Below are 24,507 nucleotides of genomic sequence, written 5' to 3'. Positions count from 1 at the left end.
TGGTCGATACCCCCATTCCGTTCAGGCTGAGCTGGTCGAAGCCTGTATACCCTTCGACCAGCTCAGGGCGAACGTACGCTGCCTTTACTTCTCATCATGCAAGCCACTCCACCCACTGACGATTTTTGGCAAAGCCTGATGGCGCGGCCAGAGCTGGCCATCGTGCCTGAGTCTTGCCGCGATGAACGTCGCTTGCATGATGCGCTCGCATTGAAGCCTCTGCGAGCCGTCAAGTCCGAAGAGCTCGCCGCCATCCGCGATGAAGACGCCCGAGCCAACTACGCCATGCTGCTGCAATTCCGCGATGGTGTAGTCAAAGCAGGCAGCTTGTCTGCTTGGTATGCGCAACTTTTCACGAGCGGCAAAATCACCCTCGCCCCACTCTTCATCGACATCGCCGTCAAAGAAATCCTGCGTGAAGTTTTACCTGCTGAATCCGATGCCTTCATGCTTCGCGCCGCCGAGCTCCTCTACCGCCCGCAGCGCATCACGATCCACGAAGGCCGCATCTTGAGTGGCGATCAGACAGCGCTAGACACAGAAAAAGACACAGGCGGCCTAGGCGATCTAGGCCGCCTGCTTCTGCAAAATAAAATCAATGTGGCTGGCAACGATGCACAAACCCTGCGAGTCTTAAACCCAGAGCACGCACTCACTTTTCAAGAACAATCCACGCAGCCGAATTACCGGCACACCTGGCTCCTAGACCTCACCCATGAGCAATCAGCCCAAGTCGGCCAAGACCACCACAGCTTCGAAATCCGCCTAGCCCGCAAAGACAGCGGCCTAGCCGCCTTAAGCCGAGTCCTCGAACTCTGGATCGAGCATTTCAAAGGCACGCGAGTCCGTATCACGCCCTTATCAAAAATCGAAGACCCCGCCTGGCGCTGGCACACCGGCCTAGACGCGCAATCCACCGAGCTCCTCAACACGCTCTACCAACAGCAGCCCTTGGCAGAGAGCCAGCTCAAACGCCTCATCACCCTCTTCCGCTTAGATTTTCTAGATGCCGCAGACTGCCTCCCTGAGATGCGCAGCAAACCTACCTACCTTGGCCTGGCGATGAACGAGCAAGGCTTACTCAAGCTCAAGCCACAGAATTTGCTCTTGAATTTACCTTTTGCTCAAAAGCAGTAGAGCCGCTTCTACGATCAACGCATCAATTCCAAACGGTAGCGCCACTCCTCGCCGTGCCCGTAAAACACGGGTGGCTTGATGGCATCCAAGAATTGACCGCCGTTGTTCAGAATCACTTTTTGCGAAGCAGTGTTCTCTGGTTGTGTAGAAATCACCAAATACGCCAAGTCTTGCTCTCGCGCCATCGGCAGCAGTAGCTTGAGCGCTTGCGTCGCATAACCCAATCGTTGTTTCCAAGGTACGACGCTATAGCCCACATGCCCGAGACAAAAGTCTGGCAATTCATTGCTGCCTGCTTGCCAACGCAGCGCAATCGATCCGCAAAACTCGCCATCCCACATCCACTGCCGAAAGCCAGGCAGACGCGGCACGAACGTGCCATCGGGCAAGGGAATCACCTCTCCTTGAGCGTTTCGGCTATCTAGCCAATCAATATAGCCTTGCGCATCGCGCTCAATGCGTTCCAGCTCTTCTATTGCTGATTGCTGGCGCATGTTGTTAGGCAACCAGCCTTTGCGCAATGCGGCAATGTAGGAAGGCAAGTAGTGCAAACTGGGTGTGACAAGTGAAAAACTCATTGAGCCAAGTTTACATAGATCGTGTCCTCGACTACGCTCTCACACCAAGCCGCTGAGGCAATTACTGAACATCCATAAGGATTTTTCGTCGATGCCAAGCGGTATGCTCATGAAACAGCTTACCCACCGCGACATAGTTCGATTGATGCTTCAATTTTTTCTGAGTAGCAGTATCAGCAAAAATCAACTGAATCTCCTTCACGCATAACTCAGTCTGATCGAACTGATTGCCGCCGTCGCGATTTTCATAGACGTTGATGGGTTTCTGCAAGCGAAGAATGGATAGGCGCTGATTTGTGCCGTTCGGATGCATTACAGATATCCAGATAATCTTGCCTTTCAGGCTAGTAGCAGCGTCCTCATACTTTGCTACTTGCGCGTCAGCACAAGCGTATGCAAGTTGGGCTGTACTGAGTAAAAAGAAAATAACAATCGAACGCCCATAGCTCATCACATATTCCTTCGATACTGCCCGCCCACTTCGAATAACGCATTCGTTATCTGCCCGAGTGAGCAGACGCGCACGGCGTCCATTAACACTTCGAAGACGTTGGCATTGGCGATGACTGCTTGTTGCAGACGCTCTAACATCGCTGGAGCTAGTGCTTTGTTTCGCTCTTGGAAGTCTACCAATCGTTTGAGTTGAGACTGTTTTTCTTCTTCTGTTGAGCGAGCCAACTCCAGCGTCTCCGGCGTGTTGTCGCCATGCGGATTGCGGAAGGTGTTGACGCCGATGATGGGGAGCTCGCCGGTGTGTTTGAGCATTTCGTAGTGCATGCTCTCGTCTTGGATTTTGCCGCGTTGGTAGCCGGTTTCCATCGCGCCGAGCACGCCGCCGCGCTCGCTGATGCGCTCAAATTCTGTGAGCACGGCTTCTTCGACGAGCTCTGTGAGTTCGTCGATGATGAAGGCGCCTTGATTGGGGTTTTCGTTTTTCGCCAAGCCCCATTCGCGGTTGATGATGAGCTGGATGGCCATGGCGCGGCGCACGCTGTCTTCGGTGGGCGTGGTGATGGCTTCGTCGAAGGCGTTGGTGTGCAGGCTGTTGCAGTTGTCGTAAATCGCGATCAGGGCTTGCAAGCTGGTGCGGATGTCGTTGAACTGGATTTCTTGCGCATGCAGGCTGCGGCCACTGGTTTGCACGTGGTATTTGAGTTTTTGTGAGCGTTCGTTTGCGCCGTATTTATCGCGCATGGCCACAGCCCAAATGCGGCGTGCCACTCTGCCGAGCACGGTGTATTCAGGGTCCATGCCGTTGGAGAAGAAGAAGCTCAGATTCGGTGCGAAATCGTCGATGTGCATGCCGCGAGCGAGGTAGGCTTCCACGAAGGTGAAGCCGTTGCTGAGCGTGAACGCGAGCTGCGAAATTGGGTTCGCGCCGGCTTCGGCGATGTGATAGCCGCTGATGCTCACGCTGTAGAAATTGCGCACATCGTGATGCACAAAATATTGCGCGATATCGCCCATCACTTTAAGGCTGAATTCGGTGGAGAAGATGCAGGTGTTTTGGCCTTGGTCTTCTTTCAAGATATCGGCTTGCACTGTGCCGCGCACATTGGCAAGCGTCCATTCTTTGACTTTGGCGGCTTCGGTATCTGTGGGTTCGCGTTTGTTGTCTGATTTGAATTTTTCTAAATTCTGATCAATCGCGGTGTTCATAAACATCGCGAGGATCGTGGGCGCGGGCCCATTGATCGTCATGCTCACGGAGGTAGCAGGCTGCGTGAGATCGAAGCCGGAGTAGAGCACTTTCATGTCATCCAGCGTGGCGATACTCACGCCGCTGTTGCCGACTTTGCCGTAAATATCGGGGCGAATCGCTGGGTCTGCGCCATAGAGCGTGACGGAATCAAACGCGGTGGACAGGCGCTTGGCTTCCATGCCTTCGCTCACCACTTTGAAGCGGCGATTGGTGCGGAAGGCATCGCCCTCGCCGGCGAACATGCGGGTCGGGTCTTCGCCTTCGCGCTTGAAGGCGAAGGTGCCAGCGGCATAGGGGAAGCTGCCGGGCACGTTCTCCAGCATCAGCCATTTGAGGATTTCGCCGTGGTCTTCAAATTTTGGCAGTGCGACTTTGCGGATGGTTGTGCCAGACAGGGTTTTGTGCGTCAGCTGGGTGCGGATTTCTTTATCGCGAATCTTCACCACATATTCATCGCCTGCATAGGCTTGCTGCATTTGCGGCCATTGCTGTAAGAGCTTGGTGGCATCTTTATCGAGCTGCAATTCGCGCTGTTGCGCCAAATCAATCGTCGCTTCTGCAGCACGGGAGCGCTCGGGCTTTTCGAGTTGAAGCATCTTGGCACTGGAGCGAAGCTGCTGAATTTCACGCACGAGTTTCACCTGCGTTGCCACGCGCTTTTTGTAGCCGCGCACGGTGTCGGTGATCTCGGCCAGATAGCGCGAACGTGCACCGGGCACGATGGGGTTTTGGTTGCTGCTGTGGCGCGTGTTGGCCACAGGCAGCTTGCCTTCTTTGAACTTCAAGCCCAGCTCAGCCAAGCGAGGCTTCATCGCTTGATACAGCGCCGTCACGCCATCGTCATTGAAGCGCGCGGCCATGGTGCCAAACACGGGCATCTCGCTGGGCTGCTTGCTCCAGGCTTCCTTGTTACGCTGCACCTGCTTGGCCACATCGCGCAGCGCATCTTGCGAGCCCTTGCGGTCAAACTTGTTGATGGCGATGAACTCGGCAAAATCGAGCATGTCGATCTTCTCAAGCTGCGAGGCCGCGCCAAACTCCGGCGTCATCACATACAGCGGCACATCCACATGCGGCACGATGGCCGCATCGCCTTGGCCAATGCCGCTGGTCTCTACGATGATCAAATCAAAACCCGCAGCTTTACATGCGGCGAGCACATCGGGCAAAGCTTGGGAGATTTCGCTGCCGAAATCGCGCGTGGCGAGGCTTCGCATGAATACGCGCGAGCCCGCGCTCCACGGCGCAATCGCGTTCATGCGGATGCGATCACCTAGCAATGCACCGCCGGATTTACGACGCGACGGATCAATCGAGATGACCGCCATGCGCAGCGCATCACCTTGATCCAAACGGATGCGACGGATCAGCTCATCTGTGAGCGATGACTTGCCTGCACCGCCCGTGCCCGTGATACCGATCACAGGAATTGCTATCTTTTTAGTAGCTGCTTGCGCTGATATTACGCCGGCGAGTGGTGGTTTTTCCTTTGAATTCTCAATCCCTGAGATCAACTGAGCCAGCTTGCGCCACGAAGCTTCAGAATGCCCCTGAATCTCCTCCAGCTTAGTCGGCGCAAAGCCCGCCAAATCAAAATCGCAATTCATCACGCATTCGCCGATCATGCCCATCAGCCCCATGCGCTGCCCGTCTTCCGGGCTGAACACGCGCACGCCCACGCTCGCCAATTCACGAATTTCGGAGGGCACGATCACGCCGCCGCCGCCGCCAAACACCTTGATATGCGAGCCACCGCGTTCCTTCAAGAGCTGCGCCATGTATTTGAAGTACTCGACGTGACCACCTTGGTAACTCGAAACACAAATGCCCTGCACATCTTCTTGCAGCGCAGCCGTCGCCACATCATCCACCGAGCGGTTGTGCCCCAGATGAATCACCTCGCAACCAAAGCTTTGCAAGATGCGCCGCATGATATTGATGCTGGCATCATGCCCATCAAAAAGTGATGCCGCCGTGACAAAACGCACCTTGTTCTTTGGGCGGTATTCAGACAGGGCTTTGTAATCGGCGCTTAGTTCGGTCATGCTTGTCTCTGCTTCGGTTGTGATTGACGTTTACGTAAACGTCAATTATCGCATTTTGCACGATTTGATGACATTTGGCTGACTTTATGGGTATTGTTTGATCTCCGCCATTCGTGCGAAGAAAACCACCTGCGCTGACGCTACCCAACTCCGCGAATGTCCCCCGCCGGCTTTGCCGTCTCCTCCTTTATTTCACTGCGTTGGATAGCATCATCACAGGCGATTTTCTCGAAGTAATTTTTGGAGCACAAAGATTCCAGCACGCCAATGAGGCCACGGCTGTGATTGGGTTGTTCACCGCAGCGACATAAAGGAGGAGCGCACGCCGAAGGCCAGCGCGGGGGACAGTCGCGAAGGGGAACAGCCCAAGCGCAGACGTGGCCGCTCTATGGCGAAGCAACACGTCGAACAACAAACATCCCCACCAACATCGCCGCAGCAAAAATCACAGCATCCCAAGACACAAATACAGAAGCCAGCGCGGGCCCTGGGCAATAGCCTGCCATTCCCCAGCCTGCTCCAAAGAGCACAGCTCCACCAAGCAACGGTGCATCAATATCGTTTCGCGTCGGCAAATCAAAGCGTTCTTCTGCCCAAGGCTTGGCTCTCTGAGGTGTAATAGCAAATGCAATCAAAGTCACCATCAGCGCCCCACCCATCACGAATGCGAGCGATGGATCCCAGCGGCCAGCTTCTGCCGTCCAAGAGACGCCTTGCGCTAGACCAGTGATGTTTAAAAAGCCCAAGACCTTGGCGGGCTGCGTCATGCCAGAGAGCACGAGGCCTAGAGAAAACAAGATGCCTGAGAGGCTTGCGTAGATGATTTTTTTCATGATTTTTAGAGTGTTTTGAACATATCGCCGGCATACATACTGCGCAGAGTGCTACTTATTTCATAGCAAATACAACAAGCATGCCTGTTGCCATGAATACACAAGTGGCGACTAATGAACGTAAGGATCGCCGCCCGAGGCCGCACACACCATGCCCGCTCGTGCAGCCCGAGCCCAGCACCGTGCCTACGCCCACGAGCAGCCCCGCGATGATGAGCAAAGGCAAGGGTCGCTGTGCGATCACAGGCGGCGAAAGCCACGCGGCAAACAACACGCCTCCCACGATCAAGCCAATGAGAAAAGCCCAGCGCCATGCGCCCTCTTCTTTACTGGTGAGCGCTGAAGAAGCGATACCGCTGATCCCAGCCACTTTGCCCAAAGAGGCCAGTAGCAGCCAAGAAGCCAAGCCAATCAAAATGCCGCCGAGCAGCGGCGCAGCCCAAGGCAGGGATGAGAGCAGTTGCATAAAATCTCCAATACTGAAGCAAAGGGGAAGAGTATGACAAATTCGCAAAAAGGCTACGCTGGCGACGTCACACCTCAGCAGGCTCACGACTGGTGGCAAAGCGGCGAGGCCGTGCTCATTGACATTCGCACACACGCCGAGCGCGCCTGGGTGGGTTTCATTCCGAATGTGCCGGGTATCGAATTCAAAATCTGGCCGGGCATGGCAATCAATCCTGCTTATGAAGAGCAGCTGCTTGCCGCGATGCAGGGCAAGGCCAAGGGCAGCAAAGTCATGCTGCTCTGCCGCTCAGGCATCCGCTCTATTCCTGCCGCACAACGCGCTCAAGCGCTGGGCTTTGAGGCTTACAACATCTTAGAAGGCTTTGAAGGTGATCCAGACGGCAACGCGCACCGCAACACGATTGGCGGCTGGCGCGCCCGTGGGCTGCCTTGGGCGCAGAACTGAATCTTAGGGAAGCCCTGAACAAGTCGATTCGGGCGAATCAAGCTTGTTTTCGGGCGGTCTGCGTCGTTGAAAAGCCTCGCTTTAGCACCGCTAAAGCTACGTTTTTCTTCTAGCATCCCATCCCGAAATCAAGCCTGCTTCATCCCAACGACTTATTCAGAGCTTCCCTGCTTTCGCGCCGTAAGCGCAATAGCCCGGGCGCGGGCTGCGCGTTTGCGGGTGCAAGCGGCAAATATCCGGGCGGCGCTCATACACGGTGCAACGGCGCGACTCTGCATCTAAATTCATGCAATCTCCGCTGGCGCGGCGCGCAAGCGTGAACATGCTTTGCTTGTGATTGAAGTGATCAATTTGCTTGGCTTTCATGAGGCGCTTGGCAATGCGGCTGGGCGGCTCGTGTTCGGCCTCAAACGCATCGACCCATCCGAGCCGCACTAATTCAGGGAGCGTTACTTCCAATGGCATGGTGCAGCAATTGGCGTTGCAGCTGTCGCATAAACCATTTCGATAGCGCGTCCAGCTCTCAGGTCGATCAACATCGACGGAGCGGATGGGGATCGTTCGCGCCATACAGGTGACTTATTTTGCTAAAGCTTTGGCCACTTCGCTCACGAGCGCGGGGCCTTTGTAGATCATGCCGGTGTAGATTTGCACGAGATCCGCGCCGGCTTTGATTTTGCTATGCGCATCTTCTCCCGAGAGTACGCCGCCTACGCCGATGATGGGGTAGTTTTTGCCCAAGGCTGCGCGCAGTTGAGCGATCACAGCATTACTCGCTTGCAGTACGGGCGCGCCACTCAAACCGCCTGTTTCTTCGGCGTGCTTCAGGCCCTGCACCGCATCACGGGCGAGCGTAGTATTGGTAGCGATCACGCCGTCGATCTGGTGTTTCTGCAAAGTGAGTGCGATAACTTTGATTTGGGTTTCATCAAGGTCAGGCGCGATTTTGAGGAAGATGGGCTTTTGTTGGCCATGCTCTTGCGCGAGTTCTGCTTGGCGCTGTGCGATTGCGCCGAGCAAACCATCTAATGCCTCGTCGCTTTGCAAGGCGCGAAGGTTTTTCGTATTAGGCGAAGAGATGTTGACCGTGATGTAGTCCGCGTATGGGTACACGCCTGCGAGACAGATCAAATAATCATCGACGGCTCGCTCCATCGGCGTGGCAGCGTTCTTACCGATATTGAGTCCTAAAATCATTCGATTTTCAAGCGTATTAGGCGTTTTAACCAATGAATTCGAGCGCGAAATGCTATGAAATTCAGAGCGTTTGACGTTCTTCACAAAGGCTTCCAAACCTTCGTTGTTAAAGCCCAGGCGGTTGATCAGCGCGTTTTTCTCAGGAATACGAAACATGCGCGGCTTCGGATTACCGCTTTGGCCCAGCGGCGTCACAGTACCCACTTCCACAAAGCCGAAGCCCATCGCATTCCAAGCGTCGATGCAGCGTGCGTTTTTATCCAAGCCTGCTGCGAGGCCGACGCGATTGGGAAACGTCAACCCAGCAACCGTGACCGAATCGCTCACGCGCTTTTGTGCGTAGGCCATTTTCAAAGGCGTGCATTGCGTGGCAGCCAGCGAATTGATCGTCAGATCATGCGCGGCTTCAGGGTCAAGGCCAAATAAAAATGGACGGGCGAGAGGGTAAGGGATCAAAGACATTGGAGATAATCTACAGCTATGACACAAGACGAACTCAAAACCCTCGTAGGCCAAGCCGCTGTGAAATATGTGGTCAAAGGTGAAATTGTAGGCGTGGGCACGGGCTCCACCGTCAATAAATTCATCGATGCCCTCGCAGCCATCAAATCGGAGATCAAAGGCGCGGTGAGCTCCTCAGTCGCATCCACGGAGCGGCTCAAGGCTTTAGGTATCAAAGTTTTCGACGCGAACGAGGTGATTGAGCTCTCCGTTTACATCGACGGCGCAGACGAGATTGATCACTCTGGCTACATGGTCAAAGGCGGCGGCGCTGCGCTCACGCGCGAGAAAATCGTGGCTTCTCTGTCTAAAAAATTTGTGTGTATTGCCGATGAGAGCAAGCTCGTCAAGACCATGGGCGCGTTTCCTCTACCTGTGGAAGTGATTCCCATGGCGGCACAGCGCATTTCTGCATTGTTTGCTGCGAAAGGCGGCTCTGCCCAGCTGCGCATGAAAGATAGCGCACCACTCGTCACTGACAACGGCCAACACATCCTCGATGTAACGGGCTTGCAGATTGCAGACCCATTGGCATTTGAGAGCGAAGTCAACCAATGGCCGGGCGTAGTCACCGTTGGCGTGTTTGCGCATCAAAAGGCGCAGGTGTGTTTGCTGGGCACTTCAACAGGTGTGAAGACGCTCGAATTTTGAGTGTTTTTGGCGTTTTGCCGGCGTATAAGCTGCGCGGAGTGCTATCTATTTTGTAGTAAACCAACTCAACTAGAGTGCACGCTTCAATACCAGCGAGCAAAAACGCAAAAAGTAAGTTATCTTCGCGCTTTGCAAACGGACAAGGGATTCATATGGCCACATCCAATGACACGACAGCGGCCACGAACGCTGTTTATGGCGCAGGCAAGCAAAGCATTGACGCGCCGCGTAAGCCCATCAGCCTGCCGCGCTTGGCCGAGATGCGCGCTCGCGGCGAGAAGATCACCATGCTCACCGCATATGACGCAACTTTCGCCAGTGTGATGGATGCCGCTGGAGTAGATTGCATTTTGGTGGGTGATTCGCTTGGTATGGTCTGCCAAGGCTTGCCCAGCACGGTGCATGTGAGCTTAGAGACCATGTGCTATCACGTCGAAAGCGTGCATCGCGGTTTGCAAAGGAGCAACGGCACGACTTGGCTCGTGGGCGATCTGCCTTTTGGCAGCTACCACGAAAGCAAAGAGCAGGCTCTGCGCAGCGCCACCGCACTCATGCAGGCAGGCGCGCACATGGTCAAGCTCGAAGGCGGCGGCTGGACGGCGGAAACCGTACGCTTCCTCGTGGAGCGCGGCATCCCCGTCTGCGCGCATCTCGGCCTCACACCACAAACCGTACATGCGCTGGGCGGCTATCGTGTGCAAGGCAAGGGCGATGAAGCGGCAGCCACACTGCGTCGCCATGCGCACGCGCTGCAAGATGCAGGCGCGCAAATGCTGGTGCTAGAAATGGTGCCAGAGCCATTGGCCACATCGCTGACCGAAGAGCTGAAGACCTGCCACACCATCGGCATCGGCGCAGGCAAGGGCTGCGCTGGCCAAGTGCTGGTGTTGCACGATATGCTGGGCATCAATCTCGGCCGCATGCCCAAATTCGTTCACAACTTTTTGGCAGAAACGCAAGGCGATGTACGCCAAGCTTTTGCCAATTACGTGAGCGCGGTGAAGAGCGGCGCGTTTCCTGATAACGCCAAACACGCTTGGTAACTTCTACTCAAGCAGTCCATACAACTTAAAAGGGCATCCTTTTTCAGGGGAACCATTGCGCTCACCTCGCTCTAAACTTGACTTCAACTTTGGAGAAAGATCGATATCATGGTGATTGCAATTTGGCTGCTGGCATTTTTGCTGCTGCTCTTATGGAGCGCGTTTGCTTGGATGACACATGCGCTGCTGGGCATGCTCGCAGGTGCGCCTTGGGAGCAATTGCTCAGCCAGCTCAAAGGCATCAGCCCGCCAGAGCCGTTTGGCGCATGGTGGGCGTTCACGGTTGATCTCATGGCGCCTGTCTTGCAATTCAGCCTGCCGATTTTGCAAGGGCTCTTGTCGTTTGCAGGTGGTGCGCTTCCTGTGATCTTGATCGTGATCTGGGCCATCGGCGCTTTGATCTTGCTCGCGCTCGCTGGCGTGGCTACTTTCGCTGCCATCTTATGGCACAAAAAGCGTGCGATTAGCAAGTCGTCCTGAGCTCGCTCTTGACGCAACTCTCTAGTTGGCTTGCACGCGCCGCGTTATCATCCTGCGCAAATCCAGCCTGAGCTGGACATGACGAATCAAAGGATGAAGCGGGAGTCTCATGAAAATCTGCAAAACCATAGACGAACTGCGCAGCGCGCTCGATGGCAAAAAGAGCGCCTTCGTGCCCACCATGGGCAATCTACACAGCGGCCACATCGCGCTGATGAACTTGGCCTTCAAGCAAAAACAAGCGGACCGAGTAGATGCCACCGTGGCCAGCATTTTTGTCAACCGCCTGCAATTCCTCCCCCATGAAGACTTCGACAGCTACCCGCGCACTTTCGAGCCCGATTGCGCGCAGCTGGAGGCCGCAGGCTGTGATGTGGTGTTTGCGCCCTTGGAAAAAGACATGTACCCCGAGCCACAAGGCTACAAAGTGCATCCGCCCGCAGGCCTGGCAGACATCCTCGAAGGACATTTTCGCCCCGGCTTCTTCGTCGGCGTGAGCACGGTGGTGATGAAGCTCTTCCAGATCGTGCAGCCGCGCATCGCCATCTTCGGCAAAAAAGATTATCAGCAGCTCATGGTCATCAAAAATATGGTGCGCCAAATGGCCATGCCTATCGAGATCATCGGCCATGAGACTGAGCGCGCTGCTGATGGCTTGGCGCTGAGTTCACGCAATGGTTACTTGAGCGAAGCCGAGCGCGCAGAGGCCGTACATCTCTCGCGCGCTTTGAAAGCTTTGATTGCGGCGCATGCAGCTGGTGGGCAAGATATCGCCGCGCTCGAAGCTCAAGCCCTGGCTGCGCTCGCTGCACGCGGCTGGCAGCCCGACTATTTGACGCTGCGTCGCCGCGCTGATCTGCAAGCGCCGAGTGCGCAGGATACGGCCGGCAGCTTGGTGGCTCTGGGGGCAGCGCGTTTGGGCAAGACACGCTTGATTGACAATATGGAATGCTGATTGAAAGCATTTTTGGCATGTCGCCGGCATACAGATTGCGCGGATTGCTCTTTATTTAATAGCAGATGATCCGTTAAAATAGAGGCTGTTGCGCTGCGCAACGCCCATTGTGTTCAACCCCGCAGCCATGTAGAGGACTACCATGTATAAAAACCTCGTTGCCGCGCTCGCGGCGATCAGTTTTTTCTCCCCCGTTTTTTCACAAAACTCCAATGAGCCCCTCAAGGCCGCTTGGGTGTATGTTGCCCCGCTCACCGATGCGGGCTGGGTGCGCCAGCATGATGAGGGGCGCAAGGCCGTTCAGGCCGCTTTAGGCGACAAGGTGAAAACCACCTATGTGGAAAACGTACCTGAAGGTGCGGATGCCGAGCGCGTGATTCGCGATCTGGCGGCGCAAGGCCACACAATTATTTTCACACCTAGCTTTGGTTACATGGAGCCCACCCTACGCGTGGCTGCAGAATTTCCGAATGTGCGCTTTGAATCAATCACGGGTTACAAAACAGCGCCTAATGTCGCTGTTGCAAACGCCCGCTACTACGAAGGCCGCTATCTCGCCGGCATAGCCGCCGGCCGCATGACGAAGACGAATATGGCGGGCTACGTGGCTGGCTTTCCGATTCCTGAGGTGTTGCAGGGCATCAATGCTTTCACCTTAGGTATGCGCTCGGTGAACCCGAAAGCTCAGGTGAAAGTGCTCTGGCTCAATGCCTGGTTTGACCCTCCCAAAGAGCGCGATGCAGCTCTTGTCTTGATGAATCAAGAGGCCGATGTGCTCGCATTCCACACCGGGTCGAACGCCGTGATGATCGCCGCGCAGGAGCGCGGCAAGATGGCCGTGGCGTATCACTCCGATATGCGCAAAGTCGCGCCGGATGCGCAAATTGCTGCGGTGACGCATCAATGGGGTGCGTATTACACAGCCAGAGTTCGCGCCGCGCAAGATGGCTCGTGGAAGAGCGGCAATGTCTGGGGCGGCATCCAAGAAGGCATGATCCGCGTCGATAGCTTTGGCGCGAAAGTGCCGAAGGCCGTCGTCAATGAAGTCCAGGCGGCTCAGAAAGCCATCGGGGCAGGCAAGCTCAAACCCTTCATGGCGACGGCAAAACAGGACATATTGGACAACGAAGGCGGCATCATGATTGCGCGTGGCACGGCCTTGACAGACGCGCAAATTCTCAAAATGAATGCACTTGTCGCAGGTGTGCAAGGAAAGATTGCAAAATAGCGGGGTGAATACTCCTGCCTCACCACCGATCAGCGCTTACCGCGCCAGCCTGTTGCGTTTCGATGCGGCGGGCAGCGCGGTGTTGGATACCGATGGCCTGCTGGTGGTCGATGCCGCTGGCAAAGTAGCCGCTGCTGGCGATTTCGCTCAGCTGAAATCGCAATTCGTCCATGTGCCCACACAGCATCTGCCCGGCCGCATCATCGCGCCCGGTTTTGTGGATTTGCATGTGCATTACCCGCAGATCGACGTGATCGGCTCGCCAGCAGATGGTTTGTTACCTTGGCTTGAGAATTACACCTTTCCAGAAGAAAAACGCTTTGTAGCCCAGGAATACAGTGCGCAAACAGCTACGTTTTTTATAGCGGAACTGATGCGCAATGGGGTCACCACAGCACTCACTTTCGCCACATCGCATGTGGCTTCAGTCAACGCGATGTTTAAAGCGGCCGATGTGGCAGGCCTGCGCATCATCACTGGCAAATGCCTGCAAGATCGCAACTGCCCCGATGGTGTGCGCGATGAGACGGAGCAATCGCTGATCGATACCGAGAGCCTCATCCAGCAATGGCACGGCAAAGGCACAAGAGGCCAGCTTGGCTACGCCATCACGCCGCGCTTCGCGCCCACCTGCTCCGATGCGCAGATGCGCGGCATGGGTGAGCTCGCTGCGAAATACCCCGATGTGTGGATTCAATCGCATGTGAGCGAAAACGTGGATGAAATCGCTTGGGTGAAGGAGTTGTATCCGCAGGATGCGAGTTACCTTGCGGTGTATGACCGCTTTGGCCTGTTACGTCACAAAAGCATTTACGCCCATAGCATCCATTTTGACGATGCAGACCGAGCTTTGATGAAAGCGCGCAGCGCGGCAGCGGCTGTGTGCCCGACCAGTAACTTGTTTCTGGGCAGCGGGAATTTTGATTTTGCCGACGCTGCCAACCAAAACATGTTGCACGGCTTAGCGAGCGATGTTGGCGGCGGCACATCGTTCTCCCCTTTCAAAAACATGCTCGCCGCGTACTATGTTTCTAGGAGCAGCTCGCGCACATCTGGTTTGGCTAAACAGGCGATGACGCTATCGCCCGAACAACTCTGGTGGCTCCACTCCGCAGGCGCAGCGAGAGCGCTCGGCTTGGAAGGCGTGGTTGGCAATTTACAAATCGGTTGCGATGCAGACTTCGTCATCCTCAACCCACAAGCCACGCCACTCCTAGCCAGACGCACCGGCCGAGCAGAAAATTTGGCAGAGCTGCTATTCGCCCTGATCGTGTTGGGCGATGATCGCGTGATAGAACAAACCCATTTAGCGACCAGTTAAAATCTCAGTATGCCCAGCCCAGATACAAACGACAAAGCCGCTTTTGCTCAATCGGCGCATGCCGCATTTGATCTCTCGGCGCATTTCTTGATTGCCATGCCAGGCATGGAAGACGAGACGTTTGCCAAATCTGTGGTCTACCTGTGTGAGCATTCCGAGCGCGGCGCTTTGGGCATTGTGATCAACAAGCCTACCGAGCTCACCCTGCCAAAATTGTTTGCCAAAGTCGATCTGCCTTTAGAGCGCAAGGATTTGCAAGAATCCCCCGTGTTTGGCGGCGGCCCTTTGCATACCGAGCGCGGCTTTGTGTTGCATGAAAAGCAAGTGGCGACTGCCGTCACGTTTGCAGACATGAAGGCTGAGCCTCTCTCTGATACCAAGCCTGTTGCTGAGCTGACAGAAAAGGTGAAAGCTGCCATGAGCTTAGAGCAGCAGCTCATGGAGGCCTTGCATGAAGAAGCCGGTCAAGATGCGCCAGAGAGCACGTTCTACGCTTCATCGCTCACGATTTCTGATGGCTTGGAGATGACGACTTCCAAAGACGTGCTCGAAGCTTTGGCAAGCGGCGGCGGGCCACGCAAAGTGCTCGTCTCGCTTGGCCATGCAGGCTGGGCGAAGGGTCAACTCGAATCTGAGCTTGCTGAAAACACATGGCTGCACGTGAAGGCCAGCCCTGAAGTAATTTTCGACACACCTGTGAGCGAGCGCTACACCAAGGCATTAGGCTTGCTCGGCTTGCAAGAGTGGATGATTTCTCGTGATGTGGGGCGCGCATGATCGTGGCTGGCAGGCTAGCACGATCCATTCCCCCGCAGCAGCAAAGCTTTTTATCTTTTGATTTCGGTGTCAAGCGCACAGGCGTGGCATCCGGCACGCGACTCACCGCTACGGCTACGCCGATGCAAACGATTCACACGGCTGTGATGGATGAGCGCTTCACAGCGATTGAGAAAATCTTACGTGAATGGCAGCCTGATGCGCTCGTAGTTGGCATTCCCACGCATCCTGATGGTGCAGCGCATGAGATGACGCAACGCGCCCAGCGCTTTGCGCGGCAACTTCATGGCCGCTTCAATCTACCTGTGCATGAGGTGGATGAGCGCTACAGCAGCGTCGAGGCCGAATCACGCGGCGCGAAAGATATAGACGCTGAAGCGGCTGCAATTATTTTGGAACAGTTTTTTAGTGAGATCGAAGAATGAGTAGTTTGTCTTTGGACGCCCCGACGCTCTACCAAGAGCTGTTGAAGGGCGTGAAGAATTTAATAGAGCCGAACACACAACTGATCGGGATTGCATCGGGCGGCGTGTGGCTCGCACAGCAATTGCAAACCGATCTGAAGCTCGCAGGCAAAGCAGGCGTGATTTCATCAGCGATGCATCGCGATGATTTCTCCAAGCGCGGTTTGGCACATAGCGTGCAAACGCAGCTGCCATTCGATGTGAACGGGCAAGACATCGTATTGATCGACGATGTGCTCTACACCGGACGCACGATACGCGCTGTGCTCAATGAATTGTTTGACTATGGCCGGCCAGCGCGCGTGCGCCTCGCGGTGCTGGTGGATCGTGGCGGGCGGCAATTGCCTGTGCAAGCAGATTTTGCAGCGGCTCGCGTGAGCTTGCCAGCCGTGCAATCGCTGGCACTCGCGCGCAGCGAGGCCGGCATCTTCAGTTTTGAGATCAAGGAGGCTTGATGCTTTATAAACGCAACCCCCAGCTTAATAAAAATGGCGAGCTGATCCATTTGCTCTCCACCGAGGGCTTGCCGAAGGCCATCCTCACGCAGATTTTGGATACTGCTGCCAGCTTCGTGAGCGTGAGCGATAGAGAAGTGAAAAAAGTGCCGCTGCTGCGCGGCAAGAGCGTGTTCAACCTCTTCTTTGAAAACTCTACCCGCACACGCACGACCTTTGAGATTGCCGCGACGCGCCTCTCAGCTGATGTGATCAATCTCGATATTGCTAAATCATCGGCGAGCAAGGGCGAATCTCTGCTCGATACGATTGCGAATTTGTCAGCCATGGCAGCAGACATCTTCGTGGTGCGCCACAGCGAATCAGGTGCGCCTTATCTGATCAGCCAACACGTCGCACCGCATGTGCATGTGGTGAACGCGGGCGATGGCCGGCATGCGCATCCCACGCAGGGCTTGCTGGATATGTACACGATTCGCCACTTCAAAGGTGATTTCTCTAATCTCACCGTGGCGATAGTAGGCGATGTGCTCCATTCGCGTGTGGCGCGCTCAGATATTCATGCGCTCACCACGCTGGGCTGCGCAGAAGTGCGCGCTGTCGGCCCGCGCACTTTGATCCCCGGTGATTTGCGTGAGATGGGTGTGCGTGTCTGTCACTCACTTGAAGAAGGTATCAAAGGCGCCGATGTGATCATCATGCTGCGCTTGCAAAACGAACGCATGAGCGGCGCGCTGTTGCCATCGAGCCAAGAATTCTTCAAGAGCTTTGGCCTCACGCCAGAGAAACTGCAATTGGCCAAACCCGATGCCATCGTCATGCATCCGGGGCCGATCAACCGAGGCGTAGAGATTGATTCAGCAGTCGTCGATGGCAAGCAAAGCGTGATCTTGCCGCAGGTGACTTTTGGCATCGCGGTGCGCATGGCGGTGATGAGCATTGTGGCGGGGAATGAGGCATGAAAATACTGATTCAAGGCGGGCGAATTGTGGATCCGGCATCTGGCATGGATGCGGTGGGTGATGTGGCGATTGCAGCGGGGCGAATTGTGGCTCTGGGCAAAGCGCCAGCGGATTTTTCGGCGGCGCGTACGGTGAATGCCAAGGGTTTGATCGTTGCGCCAGGCTTGGTGGACTTGTGTGCTCGCCTGCGTGAGCCGGGCTATGAACATGAAGGCATGCTGGAGAGCGAATTGGCTGCTGCAGTGGCTGGCGGTGTCACTTCGCTCGTATGCCCGCCCGACACAGATCCTGTGCTCGATGAGCCCGGCCTCGTGGAGATGCTGAAATACCGCGCTGAGAAGCTGCATCAATCGCGTGTGTTTCCACTTGGCGCGCTCACCAAAGGCTTGGCGGGTGAATCGCTCACTGAAATGGCCGAGCTTACTGAAAGCGGCTGCGTGGGATTCGGCCAAGCGGAAGTGCCGCTGGCGAATACGCAAGTGCTGCAACGCGCTTTGCAATACGCGGCCACGTTTGGCTACACCGCCTGGCTGCGCCCGCAGGAATTGCACTTGGGCAAAGGCATGGCCGCCAGTGGTGCGTTGGCCACGCGACTCGGCTTGTCAGGCGTGCCAGTAGCCGCAGAGACAATTGCCCTGCACACGATTTTTGAATTGATGCGTGCCACCAGTGCTCGCGTGCATTTGTGCCGTATCAGCAGCGCAGCTGGCGTGGCTTTGCTTCGTGCCGCCAAAGCAGAAGGTTTGGCTGTGACAGCCGATGTGAGCATCAACTCGCTGCACTTGACGGACAACGACATCGGCTATTTCGACAGCCGCGCCCGCCTCACGCCCGTGCTGCGCCAGCAGCGTGATCGCGATGCGCTGCAAGCCGCGCTGCTTGATGGCACGATTGATGCGCTGGTCAGTGATCACAACCCTGTGGAAGCCGATGCGAAGAACCTGCCCTTTGGCGAAGCTGAAGCTGGCGCAACTGGCTTGGAACTGCTGCTCAGCCTCGCACTCAAGTGGGGGCAACAGCACAATGCGAGCGTGAGCGACACGCTCTCTCGCATCACCAGCAAACCATCGCAAGTGCTTGAGAGCAGCTTAGGCACATTGGCTAGCAGCGTTGGCCGCTTGAATGTCGGTGGTGCTGCAGATATCTGCATTTTTGATCCTGCTGCTGAATGGAGTGTGACCAGCGATGCATTGCGCAGCCAAGGTAAGCACACGCCGTTTGCGCATGACATGAGCGGCAGCCTCATGCCTGCGCGTGTGAAGATGACGGTAGTGAACGGACAAATCGCTTTTGACGGTTTGAATTAAAAATGGAAAACACCATCAATCTCACCGAACAACGCTTGGCCGATGCTTGGGCCGTATTGCAAGCGCACGGGCAGCACGCCGACAAATTACCGCCTGATGCGAATCGAATTGCTTTTGCAGACCCAGAATTCTTGCTGCGCCGGGAGCTGCGGGGCGTACGCATGCAAATTGAGATGCTCAAGCCAGAGCTGGGGCAAAGCGCTGCAGGTGTGGAAAACACCATCGTCGTCTTTGGCGGGGCACGTTTTTGCAGCCCGGAAGCTGCACAAGCGGCCTTAGAAAAAGCCCAAGCCAGTGGTGATGCACAAAGCTTGGCCAAAGCACAGCGTCTCATGCGCAATGCGCCTTACTACACCCAAGCGCGCGAGTTTGGAAAACTCGTGGCGCAATACAGCCAAAACTGCCCTGCGCAAGACAAGCTCTTCATCTGCACAGGCGGCGGGCCTGGCGTGATGGAAGCGGCCAATCGTGGCGCGCATGATGTGGGCGCGCCATCAGTAGGTTTGTCGATTGCTTTGCCGCATGAAGAAAAGCCCAATCCTTATGTGCCGCCTGAGCTGAGCTTCAAATTCCATTACTTCGCGATGCGCAAAATGCACTTCATGATGCGCGCCAAAGCGCTCGTGGCTTTCCCCGGCGGCTTCGGCACATTGGATGAACTCTTTGAAGTGCTCTGCTTGGTGCAGACACGTAAAGCCAAGCCTGTGCCAATTTTTCTGTATGGCTCAGCGTATTGGAAGAAGGTGATCAACTTCGAAGCGCTGGCCGATGAAGGCGCGATCTCTCACGAAGATTTGAAGCTCTTCAGCTATGTGGATGATGCGCAAACGGCTTGGGATGCGATCAAACGCTTTTACAACTTGAGCTAACTCTGCTCGTAGCGCGCGCCAAGACTTATCTCAGTTCGCTTCGCGTTGTGTTCGCATACGAGAGTGATGGCGGCAATTGGCCTGGCTTTAAGTGCAGCAACTCCCAGAGCTCATTCGCTTCTTGCGGTGTAGCAAACTCCAAATGGAGTTGCGAATCTTCCGAGTTCGTATCGAAAGTGAGCCCCGGCTGCAAGCTGATCTGCAAAATGCAATCCATGCATCGCGAATCGGCCATGGCCGCCAGCGGCAGGCTTTCTTCTTGACGGCTCATGCCTAAATTCTTGTTGCGCCGCTGGCCTTTGAAGCGCAGCTCATCACCGTGATAGCTCACCTGCCCGTTGCCAGAAAAACCCCAAGCGCCTGGTTTGGCCGCGCTGCCGCCGTAACGCACATTGAATTGCGGCCACATGCCGCTGGAGGGTGCGCCCAAGGTGCTCAGCGCCATGTGGTCGTGAGCCACGCTGGCTGGTGTGGATTCGTCTCGGTCTTGCAACAATTCTGCAACACTCATCTCCACACCATCTTCACGCCAGACCATCTGATCGTCAAACACTATTTTCTTGACATGCATGCCCACAATCATGCGGCGCTCATAAGGACCGAGCGGCTTGCCGTTGACGAAAAGACTGTATTTGTACGCCATAGATGCTACTTGATATGCGTTTTGATTTGTGCGCGAATCATAGCAACTTGAGCCAACAAAAAAGGCTCCGATGGTTGTTATCCATGGAGCCTTTGCGCAAATACAACGAGGCGTATGCCTACATTGCTATACGTAACAAATTAGACGCGCTTGCGGTATTCGCCGGTGCGGGTGTCGATTTCCACTTTGTCGCCTTGTGCCACGAAGATCGGCACGCCGATTTCGAAGCCGGTAGCAATCTTGGCAGGCTTCAAGACCTTGCCAGAGGTGTCACCCTTCACGGCAGGCTCAGTCCAAGTGATTTCGCGCTCAACGCTGGTGGGCAATTCCACCGAGATGGCTTTACCGTCGTAGAACACGACTTCAGCAGCCATGCCTTCTTCGAGGTAGTTCATGGAGTCGCCCATGTTCTCGGCTTCAACTTCGTACTGGTTGTACTCGCCATCCATCCACACATACATCGGGTCAGCAAAGTAAGAGTAGGTGCAATCTTTCTTGTCCAGAATGATTTGCTCCATCTTGTCGTCGGCCTTGAAGACGACTTCCGTACCGAAATTGGCGATCAGGCTCTTGAGCTTCATGCGCACGGTGGCAGAGTTGCGGCCACCACGGCTGTATTCGGTTTTGAGGATGACCATCGGATCTTTGCCGTGCATGATCACGTTGCCGGCGCGCATTTCTTGAGCGATTTTCATGGGTGAGCTTTCTAGGGGCTGGGCTGGAACCAGTCCAGCTAAGAAGAATTGCTTGCAGTTTGCAGCAAAGCCTATGATTTTAACCCGAAAAGACCCGTTTGACAGGTGAGCTAAACAGTCTGACTCCTCTTTTCTTCAACAAAATCAAGCAGTTGCGTTACCAGATCGGGCTGCATCAAAAGCTCGGCTCGGGCATTTCGGACACAGTTTTGCCAAGCACAAAGGTCAAAACGTGGCAGCGCGGCGCGCTTGAGTCCATTCCAGACCCGATGAAATTCGCGTAAATCGGCAGGCGCTTTCAGCCAATCCAAAAAGGCCTCAAGCTTGTCTGCATGTGCGCCGTCTGCTTGCGGATAAATCTGCCAGACGAAGGCGCGGCCAGCCCAGAGCGCTCGCACCAAAGAATCTTCACCGCGCACGAAGTTCAAATCACAGCTTCTGAGCAGCGTATCGTAGTGCTGCTGCGGCATGTATGGTTGCTCATGTATTGATAGCACTTTGCGCAGATTCCATGCCGGCGATTGGGCATTTTTACTTAAAATTTCTCTCTGCAAAGCCTGCTGCCCACGCCCTGGCATCACCATCAGCGCCGTAGATTGATCGTCATGGGCGAGTTGCTCGATCAGCTCACTCAGGGCTGGCGGCTCGTAGCAGAACAGGCTGATGCGTTGCGTGGCGGGTGTGTCAATTTGATCAGAAAGCGCTTCGGGTTCACGGATCAAACCGCCTGTGCCCTGTGTGAATCCGGGGTAGAAAAACCATTTCGTCATGCCGCGCGCCGCGCCAGCCATCACCGGCGAAGGTAGGCCATGGCTGCGCTCGACATAACTTTCAGCGCTGAGGTATTCCAAATTAATCCACACCGTATTTTTAAAGCCTTTTCGGCCTTCCGCCGGCGTAGAATCTGCGCGAAGTGCTACTCTCTTCATAGCAACCCAAGAGGGATCGATCTCGCAACCAAAAGCCTCCATCACCACATCAGCAGGTAGCGCATCACTGGGTATGGGCTGCTCGGGCTGCCATGATCGCACTTCAACGCCCACGCATCCCTGCGGAGCCATCCAGCTCAGCGCTGATGCATCATCGACCCACAGCCTCACCACTTGCCCACGGCAGCCAAGCGCGCACGAGAGCCGCCAGCACACACCAATATCGCCAAAGTTATCAATGACGCGGCAAAAGATATCCCAGCGCAGAGTTTGACTCATGGGATGCAGCAAGATTTAGGCGGCAGCCAATTCCGGCGCATCGGTCAGCGCCAATTCACCGCGCAAGGAAAAGCCCATGCGCTGCGTCACGGCGATATCAATGATCTGTCCGGGCAGGCGTGTCATGGCTTGCGTGCTCGCTGCAAAGTTGATCACACGATTGCATTCCGTGCGCCCCATCAGCTCAGGAGATTCTGCTCTTGATCGAGGCGAAGGCCCTTCGACCAAGATGCGTGCGGTTTTGCCCACGAAAGCATCAGAGAGAGCATGCGTGTTGTCATTGATCGCTTTTTGCACTTGCAGTAAACGCTTGTGCTTCACATCATGCGGCGTGTCGTCTTGCAAACTCGCAGCCGGCGTGCCGGGGCGTGGGCTGTAGATGAAGCTGAAACTGTTGTCAAACTGCATGTCTTCAATCAGCTTCATCGTTTTGGCGTGATCAGCGTCTGTCTCTCCCGGAAAGCCAATGATGAGATCGGTGGAGAGATGCAAATCAGGGCGAATCACGCGCAGCTTGCGGATGATGCTTTTGTATTGCAGGCTGGTGTAGCCGCGCTTCATGGCGGCCAAGATCACATCCGAGCCATGCTGCGCGGGCAGATGCAAATGGCTCACGAGCTTGGGCAGCTTTGCGTACGCCTCAATCAAAGCAGGTGTGAATTCATTGGGGTGGCTGGTGGTGTAGCGGATGCGCTCAATGCCGGGGATATCGCTCACGTAATCGAGCAAGGTGGCGAAATCGCAAATCTCGCTGGTGTCGCCCATCGTGCCACGATAGGCATTCACGTTTTGCCCAAGCAGATTGATCTCGCGCACACCTTGGCCTGCGAGTTGGGCCACTTCCAGAAGCACATCGTCGAGCGGGCGATTGATCTCTTCGCCGCGTGTGTAGGGCACAACGCAATAGCTGCAGTATTTAGAGCAGCCTTCCATGATGCTCACAAAAGCGCTCACGCCTTCGCGGCGCGCAGGCGGGAGATGATCAAACTTTTCGATTTCTGGAAAGCTGATGTCCACTTGCGATTTGTTGGTTTGCCTTTGCGTAGAAAGCAGCTCAGGCAAGCGGTGCAAAGTCTGGGGGCCAAACACCACATCCACATAAGGCGCACGCTTGATGATCGCATCGCCTTCCTGACTGGCCACACAGCCGCCCACACCAATCTTCACGCCTTTGGCTTTCAGATGCTTGATGCGGCCCAGATCAGAAAACACTTTCTCCTGCGCTTTTTCGCGCACTGAGCAGGTGTTGAACAGCACCAGATCGGCTTCATCCACGTTGTCGGTTTTCTCGTAGCCATCCGCAGCATGGAGGACATCCACCATCTTGTCGGAATCGTATTCATTCATCTGGCAGCCGAAGGTGCGGATAAAAACTTTTTTGCTCATGGTCAAATACTATAAATTTAGGAGCACTCTGCGCAATAAATACGCCGGCGATATGCTCAAAAGGCTTGAAAAATAGGTCAACACCTGGCCGCTGGCGGCCAGTGAAAAATCAGCGCAGAGGCTGTTGCTGTTCGCGCTGCTGACGACCCACTTGCTCAAAGCTGGGCAACTGGTTGAAAGGCGTTTTGCCATCGTCTTGCTTCTTGGCATTGCCATCAGAGGCAAAGTTGAAGTTGGTCGCAGGCGTGTTCGTCTTGATCTTTTGCTTGGCCTCGGCCTCGTTCAGAATCCACACCTCATGCACCTCGCCCAGGGAATTGCGGGTGAAGTTCACCACGAATTCCAGATTTGTGATGCTGGCCGACATGACCAAGCGCTGCTGAACATCGCGGATACGCGAGCCGGGCGAAAGTCGCTCTGGCTTGCCATCGATCAAAATTTCGGGGGCTTGCACCACCTTCAGTTTCCCACGCAAAGCATTCGCAGGAAATTTACGCATACCGGGCGTACCCGTTTGCACAACATTTTCATCCACCGGCAGAGGTGCAGAGAGTTGGCCTTGAGCCAACACAGAAGAACTCAGCATCACACCGAGCAAAGCGACGAAACAGCGGTTCATGGTAAACATCCAGAGGCTGTGGAACATAGCTGTATTCTAACTTTCTATGCCGCTGACCCGTTTGAGCAAGGCCACCAGCTGCACGCGCTCTTGCTCGCTCAAGGCCTGAAGCAGGCGCTGCTGCACTTTGCGGGCGTGTTTTTTCATATCCATGGCCATCTTCTCGCCCACAGGCGTGAGCCAGAGCAGCTTGCGGCGTTTGTCAGATGGTGAGGCTTCTCGGCGTAACCAGCCCCGCTCTTCTAGGCGCATGATGATGGAGCCAGAAGTGGCAGCATCCAGCGCCACGCGCTGCGCCACGGTGATTTGGTCAGCTCCCGGCTCATCCACCAAGGCTTGCAGAATAGCAAACTGCAATGATGTCACCTCGTACTCCCCCAACTCTTCAGCAAAGATTGCCATCGAGGTTTGGTGCGCACGGCGGATCAGGTAACCGGGTTCTTGGGAGAAGTCAAAAGAGGTGGCCATTGAAGTAATGAATAACAGTCATGATTGTAAGCATGCATATTACTAGGGTAAACACGCAGCACGAGAATTA

27 protein-coding genes are annotated in these 24,507 nt (G+C 55.3%); 14 read left to right on the top strand and 13 right to left on the bottom strand.

Annotation, left to right across the window (positions count from 1 at the left end; all coding sequences use genetic code 11):
• Positions 1-96 precede the first annotated feature (96 nt).
• On the top strand, positions 97-1,137 hold the full coding sequence (locus KIH26_RS10820; RefSeq protein WP_213445113.1) for a DUF6352 family protein: 1,041 nt from the start codon (positions 97-99) through the stop codon (positions 1,135-1,137).
• A gap of 14 nt (positions 1,138-1,151) precedes the next feature.
• Here KIH26_RS10820 and KIH26_RS10815 read toward each other — a convergent pair whose 3' ends face one another.
• The 5 genes from KIH26_RS10815 to KIH26_RS10795 form a co-directional block, all read right to left on the bottom strand.
• The gene (locus KIH26_RS10815; RefSeq protein ID WP_213445111.1) at positions 1,152-1,715 is read right to left on the bottom strand and encodes a GNAT family N-acetyltransferase; all 564 of its coding nucleotides are present in this window, start codon (positions 1,713-1,715) and stop codon (positions 1,152-1,154) included.
• A gap of 61 nt (positions 1,716-1,776) precedes the next feature.
• Entirely contained in the window at positions 1,777-2,166 is a 390-nt protein-coding gene (locus tag KIH26_RS10810) for a hypothetical protein (RefSeq protein ID WP_213445109.1), read from the bottom strand.
• Positions 2,166-5,462 carry a fused isobutyryl-CoA mutase/GTPase IcmF gene (gene icmF / locus KIH26_RS10805; protein WP_213445108.1) on the bottom strand — a complete coding sequence of 1,099 codons (3,297 nt, stop codon included), beginning with the start codon at positions 5,460-5,462 and terminating at the stop codon, positions 2,166-2,168. Before icmF ends, KIH26_RS10810 begins: the two co-directional genes overlap by 1 nt.
• A gap of 386 nt (positions 5,463-5,848) precedes the next feature.
• Entirely contained in the window at positions 5,849-6,295 is a 447-nt protein-coding gene (locus KIH26_RS10800) for a DUF6691 family protein (RefSeq protein WP_213445106.1), read from the bottom strand.
• A 55-nt stretch (positions 6,296-6,350) separates the two neighbouring features.
• Entirely contained in the window at positions 6,351-6,761 is a 411-nt protein-coding gene (locus tag KIH26_RS10795; protein WP_213445104.1) for a YeeE/YedE family protein, read from the bottom strand.
• Between the two features lie 33 nt (positions 6,762-6,794).
• Here KIH26_RS10795 and KIH26_RS10790 point away from each other — a divergent pair, with 33 nt between their 5' ends.
• Positions 6,795-7,208, top strand: coding sequence for a rhodanese-like domain-containing protein (locus KIH26_RS10790; RefSeq protein ID WP_213445102.1), 414 nt, complete (start codon positions 6,795-6,797; stop codon positions 7,206-7,208).
• A gap of 156 nt (positions 7,209-7,364) precedes the next feature.
• Here the strand turns inward: KIH26_RS10790 and KIH26_RS10785 are convergent, their stop codons facing one another.
• Together KIH26_RS10785 and KIH26_RS10780 are read right to left on the bottom strand one after the other, a co-directional pair.
• Complete coding sequence (locus tag KIH26_RS10785) at positions 7,365-7,778, bottom strand: YkgJ family cysteine cluster protein (RefSeq protein ID WP_213445101.1); 414 nt, start codon at positions 7,776-7,778, stop codon at positions 7,365-7,367.
• Between the two features lie 9 nt (positions 7,779-7,787).
• On the bottom strand, positions 7,788-8,867 hold the full coding sequence (locus tag KIH26_RS10780) for a quinone-dependent dihydroorotate dehydrogenase (RefSeq protein ID WP_213445099.1): 1,080 nt from the start codon (positions 8,865-8,867) through the stop codon (positions 7,788-7,790).
• Positions 8,868-8,885: 18 nt separating this feature from the next.
• Between KIH26_RS10780 and rpiA the strand changes: the two genes are divergently transcribed.
• From rpiA to KIH26_RS10720, 12 genes are all read left to right on the top strand, one after another.
• On the top strand, positions 8,886-9,557 hold the full coding sequence (gene rpiA / locus KIH26_RS10775) for a ribose-5-phosphate isomerase RpiA (protein ID WP_213445097.1): 672 nt from the start codon (positions 8,886-8,888) through the stop codon (positions 9,555-9,557).
• Positions 9,558-9,709: 152 nt separating this feature from the next.
• On the top strand, positions 9,710-10,600 hold the full coding sequence (panB, locus tag KIH26_RS10770) for a 3-methyl-2-oxobutanoate hydroxymethyltransferase (RefSeq protein WP_213445095.1): 891 nt from the start codon (positions 9,710-9,712) through the stop codon (positions 10,598-10,600).
• Positions 10,601-10,708: 108 nt separating this feature from the next.
• Positions 10,709-11,080 carry a hypothetical protein gene (locus KIH26_RS10765; protein ID WP_213445093.1) on the top strand — a complete coding sequence of 124 codons (372 nt, stop codon included), beginning with the start codon at positions 10,709-10,711 and terminating at the stop codon, positions 11,078-11,080.
• A 109-nt stretch (positions 11,081-11,189) separates the two neighbouring features.
• Positions 11,190-12,035, top strand: a complete 846-nt coding sequence (gene panC / locus KIH26_RS10760; RefSeq protein ID WP_213445091.1) for a pantoate--beta-alanine ligase — start codon at positions 11,190-11,192, stop codon at positions 12,033-12,035.
• A gap of 142 nt (positions 12,036-12,177) precedes the next feature.
• A complete protein-coding gene (locus KIH26_RS10755; RefSeq protein WP_213445089.1) occupies positions 12,178-13,263 on the top strand; it encodes a BMP family ABC transporter substrate-binding protein in 1,086 nt (361 codons plus the stop codon).
• A gap of 28 nt (positions 13,264-13,291) precedes the next feature.
• Entirely contained in the window at positions 13,292-14,584 is a 1,293-nt protein-coding gene (guaD, locus tag KIH26_RS10750) for a guanine deaminase (protein ID WP_213445996.1), read from the top strand.
• Positions 14,585-14,593: 9 nt separating this feature from the next.
• Positions 14,594-15,361, top strand: a complete 768-nt coding sequence (locus tag KIH26_RS10745) for a YqgE/AlgH family protein (protein WP_249661162.1) — start codon at positions 14,594-14,596, stop codon at positions 15,359-15,361.
• The gene (gene ruvX / locus KIH26_RS10740) at positions 15,358-15,786 is read left to right on the top strand and encodes a Holliday junction resolvase RuvX (RefSeq protein WP_213445088.1); all 429 of its coding nucleotides are present in this window, start codon (positions 15,358-15,360) and stop codon (positions 15,784-15,786) included. The genes KIH26_RS10745 and ruvX overlap by 4 nt, the downstream gene beginning before the upstream one ends.
• Positions 15,783-16,280 carry a bifunctional pyr operon transcriptional regulator/uracil phosphoribosyltransferase PyrR gene (gene pyrR / locus KIH26_RS10735; RefSeq protein WP_213445086.1) on the top strand — a complete coding sequence of 166 codons (498 nt, stop codon included), beginning with the start codon at positions 15,783-15,785 and terminating at the stop codon, positions 16,278-16,280. Before ruvX ends, pyrR begins: the two co-directional genes overlap by 4 nt.
• On the top strand, positions 16,280-17,242 hold the full coding sequence (locus KIH26_RS10730) for an aspartate carbamoyltransferase catalytic subunit (protein WP_213445084.1): 963 nt from the start codon (positions 16,280-16,282) through the stop codon (positions 17,240-17,242). Before pyrR ends, KIH26_RS10730 begins: the two co-directional genes overlap by 1 nt.
• On the top strand, positions 17,239-18,549 hold the full coding sequence (locus KIH26_RS10725) for a dihydroorotase (protein WP_213445082.1): 1,311 nt from the start codon (positions 17,239-17,241) through the stop codon (positions 18,547-18,549). The genes KIH26_RS10730 and KIH26_RS10725 overlap by 4 nt, the downstream gene beginning before the upstream one ends.
• Positions 18,550-18,551: 2 nt before the next feature.
• On the top strand, positions 18,552-19,418 hold the full coding sequence (locus KIH26_RS10720; protein ID WP_213445080.1) for an LOG family protein: 867 nt from the start codon (positions 18,552-18,554) through the stop codon (positions 19,416-19,418).
• 25 nt (positions 19,419-19,443) lie between these two features.
• On the opposite strand, the gene KIH26_RS10715 is transcribed toward KIH26_RS10720, so the two are convergent.
• The 6 genes from KIH26_RS10715 to KIH26_RS10690 form a co-directional block, all read right to left on the bottom strand.
• Complete coding sequence (locus KIH26_RS10715; RefSeq protein ID WP_213445078.1) at positions 19,444-20,061, bottom strand: hypothetical protein; 618 nt, start codon at positions 20,059-20,061, stop codon at positions 19,444-19,446.
• Positions 20,062-20,201: 140 nt separating this feature from the next.
• Positions 20,202-20,756 (bottom strand): elongation factor P, encoded by a 555-nt coding sequence (efp, locus tag KIH26_RS10710; protein ID WP_213445075.1) that lies wholly within the window; start codon positions 20,754-20,756, stop codon positions 20,202-20,204.
• Positions 20,757-20,866: 110 nt separating this feature from the next.
• Complete coding sequence (gene earP / locus KIH26_RS10705; RefSeq protein WP_213445073.1) at positions 20,867-21,964, bottom strand: elongation factor P maturation arginine rhamnosyltransferase EarP; 1,098 nt, start codon at positions 21,962-21,964, stop codon at positions 20,867-20,869.
• Positions 21,965-21,979: 15 nt separating this feature from the next.
• Positions 21,980-23,350 carry a tRNA (N6-isopentenyl adenosine(37)-C2)-methylthiotransferase MiaB gene (miaB, locus tag KIH26_RS10700; protein ID WP_213445071.1) on the bottom strand — a complete coding sequence of 457 codons (1,371 nt, stop codon included), beginning with the start codon at positions 23,348-23,350 and terminating at the stop codon, positions 21,980-21,982.
• A 109-nt stretch (positions 23,351-23,459) separates the two neighbouring features.
• Positions 23,460-23,996: a hypothetical protein gene (locus KIH26_RS10695; protein ID WP_249661161.1), complete on the bottom strand. Its 537-nt coding sequence runs from the start codon at positions 23,994-23,996 to the stop codon at positions 23,460-23,462.
• Between the two features lie 9 nt (positions 23,997-24,005).
• Positions 24,006-24,437: a MarR family winged helix-turn-helix transcriptional regulator gene (locus KIH26_RS10690; protein ID WP_213445069.1), complete on the bottom strand. Its 432-nt coding sequence runs from the start codon at positions 24,435-24,437 to the stop codon at positions 24,006-24,008.
• Between the last annotated feature and the right edge of the window lie 70 nt (positions 24,438-24,507).

The organism is Variovorax sp. PCZ-1, assembly GCF_018413605.1.
GTDB lineage: Bacteria > Pseudomonadota > Gammaproteobacteria > Burkholderiales > Burkholderiaceae_C > JANMDU01.
This window is presented reverse-complemented; position numbering and strand designations above follow the sequence as displayed.

Excerpts from the sequence above, each read along its gene's own strand:
- KIH26_RS10820 (WP_213445113.1), top strand. The coding sequence starts at position 97 with ATGCAAGCCACTCCACCCACTGACGATTTTTGGCAAAGCCTGATGGCG.
- KIH26_RS10815 (WP_213445111.1), bottom strand. The coding sequence starts at position 1,715 with ATGAGTTTTTCACTTGTCACACCCAGTTTGCACTACTTGCCTTCCTAC.
- KIH26_RS10810 (WP_213445109.1), bottom strand. The coding sequence starts at position 2,166 with ATGAGCTATGGGCGTTCGATTGTTATTTTCTTTTTACTCAGTACAGCC.
- icmF (WP_213445108.1), bottom strand. The coding sequence starts at position 5,462 with ATGACCGAACTAAGCGCCGATTACAAAGCCCTGTCTGAATACCGCCCA.
- KIH26_RS10800 (WP_213445106.1), bottom strand. The coding sequence starts at position 6,295 with ATGAAAAAAATCATCTACGCAAGCCTCTCAGGCATCTTGTTTTCTCTA.
- KIH26_RS10795 (WP_213445104.1), bottom strand. The coding sequence starts at position 6,761 with ATGCAACTGCTCTCATCCCTGCCTTGGGCTGCGCCGCTGCTCGGCGGC.
- KIH26_RS10790 (WP_213445102.1), top strand. The coding sequence starts at position 6,795 with ATGACAAATTCGCAAAAAGGCTACGCTGGCGACGTCACACCTCAGCAG.
- KIH26_RS10785 (WP_213445101.1), bottom strand. The coding sequence starts at position 7,778 with ATGGCGCGAACGATCCCCATCCGCTCCGTCGATGTTGATCGACCTGAG.
- KIH26_RS10780 (WP_213445099.1), bottom strand. The coding sequence starts at position 8,867 with ATGTCTTTGATCCCTTACCCTCTCGCCCGTCCATTTTTATTTGGCCTT.
- rpiA (WP_213445097.1), top strand. The coding sequence starts at position 8,886 with ATGACACAAGACGAACTCAAAACCCTCGTAGGCCAAGCCGCTGTGAAA.
- panB (WP_213445095.1), top strand. The coding sequence starts at position 9,710 with ATGGCCACATCCAATGACACGACAGCGGCCACGAACGCTGTTTATGGC.
- KIH26_RS10765 (WP_213445093.1), top strand. The coding sequence starts at position 10,709 with ATGGTGATTGCAATTTGGCTGCTGGCATTTTTGCTGCTGCTCTTATGG.
- panC (WP_213445091.1), top strand. The coding sequence starts at position 11,190 with ATGAAAATCTGCAAAACCATAGACGAACTGCGCAGCGCGCTCGATGGC.
- KIH26_RS10755 (WP_213445089.1), top strand. The coding sequence starts at position 12,178 with ATGTATAAAAACCTCGTTGCCGCGCTCGCGGCGATCAGTTTTTTCTCC.
- KIH26_RS10745 (WP_249661162.1), top strand. The coding sequence starts at position 14,594 with ATGCCCAGCCCAGATACAAACGACAAAGCCGCTTTTGCTCAATCGGCG.
- ruvX (WP_213445088.1), top strand. The coding sequence starts at position 15,358 with ATGATCGTGGCTGGCAGGCTAGCACGATCCATTCCCCCGCAGCAGCAA.
- pyrR (WP_213445086.1), top strand. The coding sequence starts at position 15,783 with ATGAGTAGTTTGTCTTTGGACGCCCCGACGCTCTACCAAGAGCTGTTG.
- KIH26_RS10730 (WP_213445084.1), top strand. The coding sequence starts at position 16,280 with ATGCTTTATAAACGCAACCCCCAGCTTAATAAAAATGGCGAGCTGATC.
- KIH26_RS10725 (WP_213445082.1), top strand. The coding sequence starts at position 17,239 with ATGAAAATACTGATTCAAGGCGGGCGAATTGTGGATCCGGCATCTGGC.
- KIH26_RS10720 (WP_213445080.1), top strand. The coding sequence starts at position 18,552 with ATGGAAAACACCATCAATCTCACCGAACAACGCTTGGCCGATGCTTGG.
- KIH26_RS10715 (WP_213445078.1), bottom strand. The coding sequence starts at position 20,061 with ATGGCGTACAAATACAGTCTTTTCGTCAACGGCAAGCCGCTCGGTCCT.
- efp (WP_213445075.1), bottom strand. The coding sequence starts at position 20,756 with ATGAAAATCGCTCAAGAAATGCGCGCCGGCAACGTGATCATGCACGGC.
- earP (WP_213445073.1), bottom strand. The coding sequence starts at position 21,964 with ATGAGTCAAACTCTGCGCTGGGATATCTTTTGCCGCGTCATTGATAAC.
- miaB (WP_213445071.1), bottom strand. The coding sequence starts at position 23,350 with ATGAGCAAAAAAGTTTTTATCCGCACCTTCGGCTGCCAGATGAATGAA.
- KIH26_RS10695 (WP_249661161.1), bottom strand. The coding sequence starts at position 23,996 with ATGTTCCACAGCCTCTGGATGTTTACCATGAACCGCTGTTTCGTCGCT.
- KIH26_RS10690 (WP_213445069.1), bottom strand. The coding sequence starts at position 24,437 with ATGGCCACCTCTTTTGACTTCTCCCAAGAACCCGGTTACCTGATCCGC.